This is a genomic window from uncultured Kriegella sp. (assembly GCF_963975415.1).
Classification (GTDB): Bacteria; Bacteroidota; Bacteroidia; order Flavobacteriales; family Flavobacteriaceae; genus Kriegella.
The window spans coordinates 484,258-497,155 of record NZ_CAXBGN010000001.1 but is presented as its reverse complement, the minus strand read 5'-3'; the positions used below and the strand labels follow the sequence as shown (position 1 = coordinate 497,155).

General features: G+C 40.7%; 9 protein-coding genes. 6 read left to right on the top strand and 3 right to left on the bottom strand.

Annotation, left to right across the window (positions count from 1 at the left end; genetic code table 11):
* The first annotated feature begins 82 nt into the window (after positions 1-82).
* From AACZ88_RS02005 to AACZ88_RS01995, 3 genes are read left to right on the top strand one after another with little or no spacing between them, the layout of a single operon-like run.
* On the top strand, positions 83-3,409 hold the full coding sequence (locus AACZ88_RS02005; RefSeq protein ID WP_339705429.1) for a transglutaminase family protein: 3,327 nt from the start codon (positions 83-85) through the stop codon (positions 3,407-3,409).
* 12 nt (positions 3,410-3,421) lie between these two features.
* Complete coding sequence (locus AACZ88_RS02000) at positions 3,422-5,983, top strand: circularly permuted type 2 ATP-grasp protein (protein WP_339705427.1); 2,562 nt, start codon at positions 3,422-3,424, stop codon at positions 5,981-5,983.
* 1 nt (position 5,984) lies between these two features.
* Positions 5,985-6,875 (top strand): transglutaminase family protein, encoded by an 891-nt coding sequence (locus tag AACZ88_RS01995; protein ID WP_339705425.1) that lies wholly within the window; start codon positions 5,985-5,987, stop codon positions 6,873-6,875.
* A gap of 79 nt (positions 6,876-6,954) precedes the next feature.
* On the opposite strand, the gene AACZ88_RS01990 is transcribed toward AACZ88_RS01995, so the two are convergent.
* The 3 genes from AACZ88_RS01990 to AACZ88_RS01980 all read right to left on the bottom strand — a co-directional run bounded on the left by AACZ88_RS01990 (position 6,955) and on the right by AACZ88_RS01980 (position 9,974).
* Positions 6,955-7,488: a GNAT family N-acetyltransferase gene (locus AACZ88_RS01990; protein ID WP_339705423.1), complete on the bottom strand. Its 534-nt coding sequence runs from the start codon at positions 7,486-7,488 to the stop codon at positions 6,955-6,957.
* Positions 7,489-7,551: 63 nt separating this feature from the next.
* On the bottom strand, positions 7,552-8,502 hold the full coding sequence (locus AACZ88_RS01985; RefSeq protein ID WP_339705420.1) for a nitrilase family protein: 951 nt from the start codon (positions 8,500-8,502) through the stop codon (positions 7,552-7,554).
* 287 nt (positions 8,503-8,789) lie between these two features.
* A complete protein-coding gene (locus AACZ88_RS01980) occupies positions 8,790-9,974 on the bottom strand; it encodes a heparan-alpha-glucosaminide N-acetyltransferase domain-containing protein (RefSeq protein WP_339705417.1) in 1,185 nt (394 codons plus the stop codon).
* 170 nt (positions 9,975-10,144) lie between these two features.
* Here AACZ88_RS01980 and AACZ88_RS01975 point away from each other — a divergent pair, with 170 nt between their 5' ends.
* The 3 genes from AACZ88_RS01975 (at position 10,145) to AACZ88_RS01965 (ending at position 12,872) form a co-directional block, all read left to right on the top strand.
* Positions 10,145-10,678 carry an NAD(P)H-dependent oxidoreductase gene (locus AACZ88_RS01975; protein ID WP_339705414.1) on the top strand — a complete coding sequence of 178 codons (534 nt, stop codon included), beginning with the start codon at positions 10,145-10,147 and terminating at the stop codon, positions 10,676-10,678.
* 3 nt (positions 10,679-10,681) lie between these two features.
* Positions 10,682-11,977 carry an anthranilate synthase component I family protein gene (locus AACZ88_RS01970; RefSeq protein ID WP_339705411.1) on the top strand — a complete coding sequence of 432 codons (1,296 nt, stop codon included), beginning with the start codon at positions 10,682-10,684 and terminating at the stop codon, positions 11,975-11,977.
* Positions 11,978-12,047: 70 nt separating this feature from the next.
* Complete coding sequence (locus AACZ88_RS01965) at positions 12,048-12,872, top strand: lysophospholipase (RefSeq protein ID WP_339705408.1); 825 nt, start codon at positions 12,048-12,050, stop codon at positions 12,870-12,872.
* Positions 12,873-12,898: the final 26 nt, after the last annotated feature.

Below are 12,898 nucleotides of genomic sequence, written 5' to 3'. Positions count from 1 at the left end.
AAGTTTGAATTATCTCTATGAAATTGAGAGAATTACTGTTATAAGTACTTATCTTAGGATACATTGAAAATTTGATCTCCACATGGCATTAAAAGTAGCGATTGCACATAAAACCGTTTATAAATATGATCGTCGGGTAAATCTTTCCCCACATATTTTTAGATTACGCCCTGCGCCACATAGCAGAACGCCCATTGAAACATATTCTATAAAAATACAACCAGAAAATCATTTCTTTAATTGGCAACAGGATCCCTTTGGCAATTACTTGGCCCGTATCGTTTTTCCTGAAAAGACGGAAGAACTCTCTGTTGAAGTAGAAATTATAGCAGACTTAAAAACCATCAATCCTTTTGATTTCTTTGTGGAGGAAGCCGTGGAAAATTTTCCGTTTACGTATTCAGAGGACTTAAAAAAGGAATTACAACCCTATCTGGAAATAACAGAAAAAGGACCATTGCTTAAGGACTGGATAGAACAAATAGACCTGACACCTAAGCGTAGTATTGATTTTCTAATAGGCCTTAACCAAGATTTATACGCGTACCTCAATTACACTATCCGTATGGAACCTGGGGTACAAAGCTGTGAGCAGACTTTAGGGAATAAATTGGGCTCTTGTAGAGATTTTGCTTGGTTATTGGTACAGACACTTCGGCATTTAGGATTGGCTGCTCGATTTGTGTCGGGGTACCTTGTGCAATTAAAGCAAGATGAGAAATCTTTGGATGGACCTTCTGGCCCTGAGGAAGATTTTACCGATTTACATGCCTGGGCTGAAGTATATTTGCCCGGAGCTGGTTGGATCGGTTTAGACGCAACTTCTGGTCTTTTGGCAGGGGAGGGGCATATTCCTTTGGCGTGTACACCTTCCTTTGAAAGTGCAGCTCCGGTGTATGGCATGACAGACCCCTGTGAAACAGAGTTTGAATTTGATAACTCGGTGACGCGCATTTTTGAATCGCCACGGGTAACCAAGCCTTATACCGAGGATCAGTGGAAAGCCATTTATGATTTGGGTTTTGTTGTTGAAGAAGAGTTGCAACAGAATGATGTTCGTCTGACCATGGGCGGGGAGCCTACTTTTGTTTCCATTGATGACATGGAAGGGGAAGAATGGAACACCGCGGCAGATGGCGCACACAAACGCAAATTGGCAAGTTCACTTTCGTTACGGTTACTAGATGCTTTTGGAAAAGGAGGAATGTTGCACCACGCACAGGGAAAATGGTATCCTGGAGAACCCTTGCCACGTTGGCTTATCGGCATTCATTGGCGAAAAGATGGGGCATCTATATGGAAAGAACCCAAATTATTGGCTTCTTTCGCTGAAAATTATACCTACCCTGAAGATATTACACATACTTTTTTAAAGACTTTGACCAAATATTTGGTTTGTTCCGATGCCAGTATAGTTCCTGCCTATGAAGATGCTTTTTATTTTTTATGGGAAGAAGGGAAACTACCGATAGATGTAGCACCAAAGGATTACAAAGAAAAAGATACGGCTTTACGCCGAAAATTGGGCGAGGTGTTGGAGCAGGGCGTCGGTAAAACCGTGGGTCATGTTTTTCCATTGGCCAAAAAAGATAAAAATTGGATTACCAATACGTGGGAATTTAGGGGTAAACATTTGTTTTTAACTCCAGGAAATTCACCAATAGGTTTACGGTTGCCTTTGGAATCGCTACCAAAAGAACCTGAAATACCTTCAGAACCAACTGCTGAGCCCGAATTGTTTGAGCCAAAGCCACCTTTGGAAGCCTATGCGACCGATTTGCAAAAAAGAATGGATGCCAAAACATCTAAATCAGCGAGCAGAAAACAACCCTTCGTACGTACGGCGATATGTGCTGAAGTACGTGATGGTAAACTTTTTCTTTTCTTACCACCTTTAGACAGTGCAGAAGATTTTTTAGATCTGGTAGCAAGCATAGAGGCAACGGCAAAGGAATTGGAAGTTCCTATAATCATGGAAGGATATGAGCCACCTAGGGATAATAGGCTAGAAGTGTTGAAGATTACACCTGACCCAGGGGTTATAGAGGTCAATGTGCACCCTGCAAAGAATTGGCAAGAGCTCACCGACAATACGCTTAAGCTCTATGCCGAAGCAAAAAAGTCACGTTTGGGAACCGAGAAGTTTATGTTAGACGGTAAGCATACCGGTACAGGTGGAGGCAACCATGTTACTTTGGGCGGGGTCACACCTGCCGATAGTCCGTTGCTTCGAAACCCGCAACTTCTTCGTAGCCTCTTAACTTTTTGGCAGCACCATCCTGGACTTTCCTATTTATTTTCAGGTGCGTTTATTGGGCCGACAAGTCAGGCACCGCGTGTAGATGAGGCACGCCTGGAAAACCTATATGAATTGGAGATCGCTTTTTCCCAGATTCCGGAAGACAAAGAGGTGCCATTTTGGTTGACCGACCGTTTATTTCGCCATTTGTTGACCGATATTACCGGAAATACACACCGGGCCGAGTTTTGTATTGATAAATTATATTCACCAGATTCGTCCTCGGGTAGATTGGGTATTTTAGAATTGCGCGCTTTCGATATGCCGCCCCATGCACAAATGAGTTTGATGCAAATGTTGCTGGTGCGTACTTTGGTTTCTTGGTTTTGGAAAAAACCGTATAAGCATGATTTGGTACGTTGGGGTACCGAGCTTCATGACAAGTTTTTATTAGAGCATTATGTAAAGGAAGACTTAAGGGATATTGTTTCACAATTGAACGAAGCGGGATATCCTTTCAAACTCGATTGGTTCGATCCCTTTTTTGAATTTCGTTTTCCGCTTTATGGAATGGTAGAGATAAATTCGATGGAGATTGAACTGCGTATGGCCATCGAACCGTGGAACGTATTAGGTGAAGAAATGTCAGGCAGGGGAACGGCACGTTATGTAGATTCTTCTTTGGAGCGGGTACAGATAAAAATAAAAAACTTCACGGAAGAACGCTACAGTCTAACCTGTAACGGCGTAAAGATTGCGCTGAATTCTACAGGCACTAAAGGTGAATATGTGGCCGGGGTGCGTTATAAAGCATGGGACCCTTGGTCTGCCTTACATCCTACGATAGCGGTAGATGTGCCCTTGGTTTTTGACATTGTCGATAAATGGAATAAAAAATCCATTGGAGGGTGTACTTACTTTGTTGCTCATCCGGGAGGCCGATCTTACGACACCTATCCCGTGAATAGTTATGAGGCAGAATCTAGGAGAATCAATAGATTTTGGGATTTTGGACATACGCAAGGTGAAGTTGTACCGATGGAAATGGGCACTACATCAAATTTTACAGGAAGAATGGTAGAACGTAAGGCTGCATCCAATACATTTGTATACAAAGAGGTTCCCCTAAATCGTGAATACCCCCATGTGTTGGATTTGCGAAAGAAGTAATTCATAAATTTTATGCCAATAACAAGTACCCGCTGGTTAAGTAATTATAATACCGAATACGGGAATGATGAAATGTTTACTCCGAAAAATGGTATTAAACCCTATTGGAATAAGCTACTGACCGAATTAGATAAATTAGGCCCCGATGGATTGATTGCCCGCCAAAGGGATATCGATTGGCTGCTTTTTGAAAATGGCGTTACGTACAACGTGTACAATGACCCGCAAGGAATGCATCGCCCTTGGAACTTAAATGTAGTTCCTTTTATACTCCCAAAAAGCGAATGGGAAGCGGTCGAAGCTGGCCTAGAGCAGCGGGCAGAGCTGCTTAATTTAGTTTTAAAGGACGTCTACGGTGAGGGTAATCTAATAAAAAACGGGATTGTTCCGTATGAAATAATTTATGGGCACCGCGGATTTTTACGTCAATGTTCTGGAACGGTATACACTACCGATAAATTTCTTTCTATCTATGCCGCAGATCTTTCTCGAGGTACCGACGGTAGACTTTGGGTTGTAAATGACCGTGCAGAAGCTCCATCGGGAATGGGGTACGCCCTCGAAAACAGATCGACGACGAGTAGAATTCTACCTGAGATGTATGGTAAAATGAACGTGAAGCGGCTATCAGGATTCTTTCAAGAACTAGATCAAATGTTAATCGATGCTTCTCCCGTAAAAAAGGAGAACCCCAACATTGTCATTTTAACACCAGGATCCCATAACGAAACTTATTTTGAGCATGCCTATTTATCTTCATTTTTAGGATACCCATTGGTGCAGGGCAATGACCTAGTGGTTAGAGACGGTTTTCTGTGGATGAAATCATTACAAGGACTTAAACGTATAGATGTTGTTTTACGTCGGGTTGACGATGCCTTTACAGATCCCCTGGAACTTCGGGAAGATTCACATTTGGGTGTCGCAGGTTTATTGGATGTGGTCAGGAGAAAAAATGTTTCCGTTATCAACCCTGTGGGTAGTGGGGTTATTGAAAACCCTGGCTTAATTCCTTTTATGCCGGCCGTTGCCAAATACTTTTTAAATCAAGATTTGATTTTGCCGCAAATCGCTTCTTGGTGGTGCGGACAAGAACTGGAACGAAAATATGTACTAGAGAATTTGTCAAATTTGGTAATCAAAAGAATTGATCGTACCAATAGGGAAAGTATTTATTTTACCGAGTTCATGGCTCAACAAGAGTTGAATAATCTCAAAAAGGAAATCGAAGCGATGCCTTATCGCTATGTTGCCCAAGAAAGAATAAGTTTTTCAACAGCTCCAAACCTGGTAAAGGAAACTATTGAATCTAGAAATTTGGTGACGCGGGCTTTTTGCATTGCATCAAATGATAAATATAGCGTAATGCCCGGTGGTTTAGTGCGAGTGGCTCCAGACCGTGAAACTATTAGAGTGTCGAACCAACGCGGAGGTACCAGTAAAGACTTATGGGTGTTAGACGACATACCGATTATGGAAGACAAGAATCGGCATTGGCAAAAAAGGAGTTCCGTAGCCATAAGTGGATTGAACGATTTACCGAGCCTTACCGCTGAAAACTTGTATTGGGCCGGGCGTTATGTGGGCCGTACGTTGGTTAATGCCCGATTTATTCGCATGGTAATGCGGCAAATGGCTTTGGTTCAAAACAGGAATGAAACACCAGATTCGGTTAAACTGCAAATTTTGTTCAAAGCAGTAACCCAATTAACCGGTACATACCCAGGTTTTACCGAAAAAACCGAGGATGGCAAATTTGCCATGGAAAACCCCATGCAAGAAATGCTATCGGTAATACTCGATAAAGACCGACCGGGGAGTTTGGCCCATACTATTTCAATGTTTGGCAATTCGTATTATTCCATTCGAAACTTATGGTCGTCCGATATGTGGAGGGTGTTCGAAAATATCCAAAAATTATGGCAGTCTTTCGAAGAAGGGGAGGACCGCTCTGTCAATAAAATTTTAAAAGTACTCAACCAGCTTATCACCCGACTCATTGCCTTTATGGGGCTTATCGAAGAGAGTATTTTGGTACAACAGGGCTTACTTCTTTACTTTATTGGTTTGCAATTGGAGCAGAGTATGCTGACGATTACAAAGTGTCGTTCCCTACTGACCATTAAATATAATGAGCAGGTAGAATATGATCTCTTGGAATATTTGCTGACCAGTCATGAAAGTCTTAATATTTATCGCTACAGTTATCGCTCTTATATTCAATTGGAGCATGTGCTCGACTTGGTGGTACTTGATTTAGAATACCCACGGTCTTTGACATTTATGTTAAGTAGGCTTCAAAAAGACATCGCACGTTTACCGCACTCCCATAAAGACAATAGTCTAACCAATTATCAAAAATATATTTTTGAAGCATTCTCAAAGTTGCGATTGGCGGAATCTTCCAATTTGGCGAAAACAAAATCTGAAGCTGATTTTTTTAGGGAAGAGCTTGATATGTTATTGGAAAAATTATCTGAACTTTTATATCAATCATCCCAATCGATAAGCAGCACGTACTTTAATCACACGAACAGACAAAATCAATTGGTAACGCAATCCTTTCCTTTATAATATGGTCTTTAAGGTTACACATACCACCAAATACGCATACAGTGCTCCTGTGAGTTATGGTCATAATATTGCCACATTGCGTCCAAGGGAATCTAAAGGACAAGAGCTGTTGGATTACAAGATAAAAATTGTACCGGAGCCTGCGGAAATATCGGAACGTGTAGATTTTTTTGGAAATTTCATCACCAGATTTTCCATACAAACCGAGCATAAGGAACTAAAAGTTACTACGCAAAGTAAAATTGTACGGAATTATGCACAGTTTCAAGACTCGTTTTATTCTGATCACTGCAAAAAGATTACCATTAATGAAGCACTTTACGCGCTAAGCGGAAACAATTCTGAGGTGATGGAAGCAAAGCAGTATATTTTGGAGTCTATTTTTATAAAACGGGCCGATACCAGTATACGGGCATATGCTGAGGTTTCTTTTAAAAGAAACCGGTCGGTTTTTGACGCAGCTTATGAGTTGATGCAACGTATTTACACAGATTTTCAGTTTGTTTCCGGATTTACCAGCATTTCTACGCCCATTGTAGAAGTGATGAAAGAAAAGAAGGGGGTTTGTCAAGACTTTGCGCAAATAGCAATTGCGTGCATACGTTCGGTCGGATTGCCAGCTAGGTATATCAGTGGATATATTGAAACTGTACCTCCCGAAGGCAAAGAGAAACTGGTAGGAGCTGATGCCTCACATGCTTGGTTTTCCATATTTATTCCTGGTTTTGGATGGGTAGATTTTGATCCTACGAATAATCTTATTCCCATGGATCAGCATATTGTTGTGGGTTGGGGCAGGGATTATTATGATGTTCCGCCCTTAAAGGGAGTGGTGTATGGTAGCGGTAAAAGTAAGCTCAAAGTAGCCGTTGATATTGCCGCCGTGCCGTAACGAACAGAACTGGGGTACGCATGGGGGAAGCCTCCTTAAACAATCTTTGTCATAGAGTTTATTGCTTCGTATTGTTCAGTTAGCCTTTAGTAAGGTTCCAATTCGCCTTATCTATTCTGAAAATGTTGAAAGACTTTAATTTTTTCTCAAAGGCCATTCCATTTTTTAATGCGACTTTTTCTGAACCTATATTGTCTACATGTACCATTGAGATTAACGAAGGGGCAAAATCGTTTTCAAAAGCATAATTTTTACATTTCGTAGCAGCTTCAAATGCATAACCTTGCCTCCAAAATTTCGGAAGAATGGAATACCCGACTTCTAATCGCTCGACGTTTTCAATAGTCTGGACTAAAAGGCCACATTGTCCAACAAATAAGTTTGTTTTTTTGTCAATAAGAACATTCATTCCTCCCAAATCATTTTCGTACCTATGAAAGGCCTTGTCAAACCATTTTTTACACAATTCAGATTCTGAAAGTTTGGGGTCAAGGTCTAAGTACCTTGCAATATCCTTTGCTTTAAATAATTCCAACCAAGAATCAAAATCTTCTGGTTTCAGTAGCCTGAATTTCAAGCGATCTGTTTCTTGGTCGGTGAGTAGATACTTCATGTTTAAACTTGTTCAAATAAGTCCTGATCCCGTGCGGTTCCGATTTGTTTTATTCCGTTGTTTTCAACCTTTTGCCGTTTTCTCTTTCATCCATACGGGCGTGGTATCCGATTTATGACTCTCACCAATGATGTCTTTATATAGTTCGGGTCTACGGGCATTTTTGTATCTCCAACCTCCTGAGAGTTGAATTTTATCTTTTGTGATTTTCGAAATCGTAATGTCGTTTTCGAAGGATTTTATTTCTGACAAAACTTCTCCATAGGGGTCGATTAACATCGAATTGCCGTTTTTAAGATGTTCGCCGTCATACCCTATCGGGTTGGTAAAGGCATAGTAAACCCCATTGTCATAGGCTCTTGCAGGTAGCCAACGCATTAGCCAGCGCCTACCCTTGGGGCCGTCAAACTCCATTCGTAATGAAACTGGGTCGTTTTTACGATTCTGCCAATATTTGTCGGCGACATAACCTCGGTGCGGCATTGCAGACGGTGTACAGCCTGTTACATGGGGTGCAAAAATTAATTCTGCCCCTAAAAGACTCGTGGCTCGAACGTTTTCGATTACATTGTTGTCATAACAAATCAAAATTCCGCATTTCCAACCAAGTAGGTCGAATACACAATATTCGTTGCCTGCGGACATATGTTTATTTATAAAAGGATGTATTTTTCGATATTTCGCAACCACACCATTACCGGTAACACAGATATAAGTATTGTAAATTTTTCCGGCCGATTTTTCTACAAGTCCCGCCAAAATAGGAATATTCAAATCATTGGAAATGGTAATCAAGTCTTTCGTGCTTTTTCCGTTTGGCACTTCCTCGGCGATATCTTTTAGCTGTTCTCGACTTAAATCTTTGGTAAACGTATAAGCAGTGATCGACATTTCGTGAAAACTGATCAAATCCGCTCCCTTGGATTTTGCTTTTTCCGCAAGTTTTCGAATTACGGATAGGTTATATACTTTGTCTCCGTCCTTCGGTTGGAATTGGGCTACTGCTAAGTTCATGTGGAGATATGTATTGAATTTTTAGATGGCTTGCAAAGAGGTAAAGTTTGAAGGCCCTGTAAGAGAGCGGTGACGAATTTCAAGCGATTACGTTTTAGTTTACAAGATACCTAATTTAACGAAAAAATGGTTTGCGAAAGAGCATAAACCGCAAGTGCTTTATACATCGACATGTATAATGCTGACTCCATAAAGCCATTGATGGAATCTAATACCATTTCTACAAGTCTATTGATAGAAAAGGGCGAATGAAATAGATCCTTTTAGATAAACAAACTTGCGGGTGTTTAGTTTTTGGCCAATCCCAGACGTCGTAATAAACGAAAGAAAAATGTTTTTAAGGTGCTTGCCATGTATAGCACCAAGGTTTCTGTTTGTATCCAACAGAATCGAAGGGTAGTCGCGATATTCAATTTAATAAATTCTTTATGGCGCTCATATTGCAGGGCTGTATAGGTACATATTAACATAAAGATCAAAGCACTCGGTATTACCGTCTCAGGGGGTAACTCATGATGAAAAAACCGATAAAGCCCAAGACCGGTAAAACTTCCATATAAAATTATAAAATGCACTACATAAATCGATAATGTACTCTGTCCGATTTTAAGTAAAGTCCGATTCTGTAAAAAGCTTCGCAACAGCATAAAAATAGCAAACACAACAAATACATCACCTAATCTAATAAACAAGTAATTGTTTAATATAATGTAGTTAAATAACTGTATTTCAGTACTTTTGTAAAGTATATAAAAGAAATCTGATGAAAATAAAATGAGTCCTAATCCAATAGCGATCGAACTAACGATGGCGGTCGGGTAGAGGTATTTGTAATTCTTGAACCTAGTAAATAACAGCGATAGAAACCCTCCGGTGGCAGCATAGCCAAACCAAGGCAAAATGGTAAATACTGAACCGTTGGAACGGGTCAGATAATTTGCTAAAAAACGAGGTAAAGAAGAAAAATTCCATGTCGCATAAAGCGGTTCAAAAAGAAAAATGAAAAACATCGTTGTCACCAGAACTAAAGGGAAAACAAAATTTCTTTGTTTATAGGTTATAAGGTAAATACTTACGATTCCCAGAATTGACAGGCCGATGCAATGCAATACGTCGATAAGGTAAAACGACTCGTAGATTTGGCCCTGAAGCAAGCCGAAAAGGTTTATGCGCAACAAGTAGCCAATTAATAGAAGCTCTAATCCTCGCTTAATCCCCTTTTTTACTCTTGGGTTTTCAAAACCGACTTTGTCTCCACGAACTAGTAAATACGTAAAAATAAAACCTGAGACGGTAAAGAAGACTGGTGCGGTTATACCCCGAAAATATTTCCAAATACCAAAAGTCGTGTTGGTGCCATCTCGAAAAGACATGTCAAGTAGTCCGTCGACAAAATGCCCCTGTAACATCATAAGAATGGCCCAGGCCCTTATGGCATCGATAAAATAAAGTCTGGCCGTTTTTCTTTCCATATAAGTTGTTTGATACCGGTTAAACCGGCATTCGAAACATTCTAATTTAGCTATCCTATATACTTGTGCGACAGCGTGTTTGGATGTTTTATGTCGCAAAATTAGATAAAATACTCGCATTTAAGCAGTATTTGGGGTATTTTCGCTCAACGGACTTTTAATACACAACTATGGCTACACTATTGGCATTCGCTGGAAGTAATTCTTCCACATCGATTAATTTCAAACTTATAAAATATACGGTTTCGAAAATTGAAGGACAAAATGTGCAATTGTTAAATTTGGCAAATTTCCCGTTTCCCATGTATAGCGCTGACTATGAGCGAGAGAAGGGGTATTCCAATTCATTGGTTGAATTAAAGGGGGATATTGAACAGGCCGATGGGCTTATAATTTCTGTCAATGAGCACAATAGTAATCCTTCAGCCTATTTTAAGAATGTTCTTGACTGGTTGTCACGATTGGAGCTTAAATTTTTAGCGGATAAGAAGGTATTTTTAATGTCTACTTCAGGTGGTAGAAGAGGAGGGGTAGGCTCATTAAAGGTCATTGAAGGTTTGCTTCCGCGATTTGGGGCTGAAGTAGTCGAGACCTTCTCGCTTCCTTCCTTCCATGATAATTTTGATGAAGAGAAGGGTATTTCAGATGCCGATATGGCCGAAGAACACCTAAAAAAGCTCAACGAATTTTTGACCAAAATTTAAGCCTTGAGAACAAAGGTCTCGTTTATAATTGCGGATGTTCCGAACTTTAAGGACACCCTTTTGTACTGGGCCGGTCAATTTAAGGAGGCCGTTTGGTTAGATAGCAACAATCACAATGATGTCTACGGCACTTTTGATGCGGTACTGGCAGTCGATGCCCTTACAAGTCTTACAACTGATGCTAAACATGGTTTTGATAATTTGAAGGAATATCAGGAGCGTGCTAACGACTGGTTGTTCGGTTACCTCTCTTACGATCTTAAAAATGATGTCGAGCAACTCGGTTCGGCTAACTTCGATGGTTTGCACTTTCCGGAGTTGCATTTCTTTCAGCCTAAAAAGATAATCCGTATTACGGCAAATAAGGCTGATTTTATCTATCTGAATATGGTAGGTGATGAAATAGAGGAGGATTTTAAGGAGATATCGAAAACAATCATACCCGAAAAAGAACCGACGGTTACCGAAGATATCCATATTAGGCTACGCACTTTTAAGGATGAATACTTTAGAAGGATCGATAGCCTTTTGGCCCACATTCATCGCGGCGATATTTATGAGGCTAATTTTTGTCAAGAATTTTATGCCGAGAACACTGTTATTGATGCCTTTCGCACCTATTTGAAATTGAATGCCATTTCAAAACCACCTTTTGCCGTATTTCTTAAATTGGAAGATAAGTATCTGCTCTCGGCTTCACCGGAACGCTATCTGAAAAAGGTTGGAAGTAAAATCATATCGCAACCGATTAAGGGCACGGCAAGACGTTCTAGTGATGCTGAAATGGATACGTTGTTGAAACATAATTTGGCGTTAGATGAAAAAGAGCGCGCCGAAAATATTATGATTGTTGACCTGGTGCGGAACGATCTTTCAAAAAGTGCCGAAAAAGGAACTGTTGTTGTTGATGAACTGTGTAAAGTGTATACTTTTAGTCAGGTACATCAGATGATCTCAACAATAAGCGCAAGTGTTCATCCCGATAAAAACCCGGTAGATGTCATTAGAGAGACCTTTCCAATGGGGAGTATGACCGGGGCTCCGAAGATATCCGCTATGAAAATAATTGAAGCACAAGAAGCTTTTAAACGCGGACTCTATAGTGGGGCGGTAGGGTATTTTACCCCAGATGGAGATTTTGATTTTAATGTGGTCATTCGAAGCATTCTGTATAACGCCACCCAGAAATATGTATCGTATTCCGTGGGAGGGGCCATAACGGCGCAAGCAGTTCCGGAGAAAGAATATGAAGAATGTTTGTTGAAGGCAAAGGCTATGAGAGAGGTGTTGGAGGATTAAATGAAGGGGCGGTAACAATGGGTCAAGGGTATTCTGTGGCGTAGCATCAAATATTGTTTATTTTTACTGTATGCATCTTGAAGAATTAACCTTTCAGGCCTACGGGGTTCCCATATACACGACTTATGCTTCCTTAGAAACTTTTCGTGGAGTCGTCATCTTAGTGCATGGTTTTGGTGAGCATTCGGGCCGTTATGCCAAGCATGTTGTTCCTGTGTTGTTGAATTTAGGACTGGCTGTCGTGCAATATGACAACATTGGTCATGGAAAATCAGGTGGTAAACGAGGAGATTGTCCTGGGTATACCGCTTTGATGGATATTTTAAACCAAGTAGTGTTAAAAGCTAAAGAACGCTATCTGAACCTTCCGTTGTTTTTATACGGCCACAGTATGGGTGGTAATTTGGTGTTGAATTATGCCTTGCGATTCACGACGCCTACTCAAGGTATCGTGGCGAGCAGTCCCTATTTACGGTTAGCTTTTCAGCCGCCATGGTGGAAAATGGCTTTGGGGAGGTTAATGTTGCATATTTTTCCTTCACTAACAATGTCTTCGGGATTGGATCCGAACGGAATTTCCAGAATACCAAAGGAAGTGGCTGAATATAGTGCAGACCCTTTGGTGCATGATAAAGTGAGTCCGAAGTATTCTTTTCCGGTTATGGATGCCGGCGAATGGGCAATAGCCCATGCCGATGAATTGAAGACTGATACCTTATTACTTCATGGTACGGCAGACCCTATTATTGATTATGGCGGAACCGAAGATTTTCATCAACATTCTAAAAGTGCTGAATTGCAGTGTTTTGAGGGAGGATACCATGAATTACATCATGATGAATGTCGCGATGAGATGCTTGATACGGTTCAGAATTGGTTGCAATCGAGACTGTGAACCTTGAAATGGGGGAGTTGATAGTC

Bases quoted from the DNA above. Each gene is read 5' to 3' on its own strand.
- AACZ88_RS02005 (WP_339705429.1), top strand. From the start codon at position 83: ATGGCATTAAAAGTAGCGATTGCACATAAAACCGTTTATAAATATGAT.
- AACZ88_RS02000 (WP_339705427.1), top strand. From the start codon at position 3,422: ATGCCAATAACAAGTACCCGCTGGTTAAGTAATTATAATACCGAATAC.
- AACZ88_RS01995 (WP_339705425.1), top strand. From the start codon at position 5,985: ATGGTCTTTAAGGTTACACATACCACCAAATACGCATACAGTGCTCCT.
- AACZ88_RS01990 (WP_339705423.1), bottom strand. From the start codon at position 7,488: ATGAAGTATCTACTCACCGACCAAGAAACAGATCGCTTGAAATTCAGG.
- AACZ88_RS01985 (WP_339705420.1), bottom strand. From the start codon at position 8,502: ATGAACTTAGCAGTAGCCCAATTCCAACCGAAGGACGGAGACAAAGTA.
- AACZ88_RS01980 (WP_339705417.1), bottom strand. From the start codon at position 9,974: ATGGAAAGAAAAACGGCCAGACTTTATTTTATCGATGCCATAAGGGCC.
- AACZ88_RS01975 (WP_339705414.1), top strand. From the start codon at position 10,145: ATGGCTACACTATTGGCATTCGCTGGAAGTAATTCTTCCACATCGATT.
- AACZ88_RS01965 (WP_339705408.1), top strand. From the start codon at position 12,048: ATGCATCTTGAAGAATTAACCTTTCAGGCCTACGGGGTTCCCATATAC.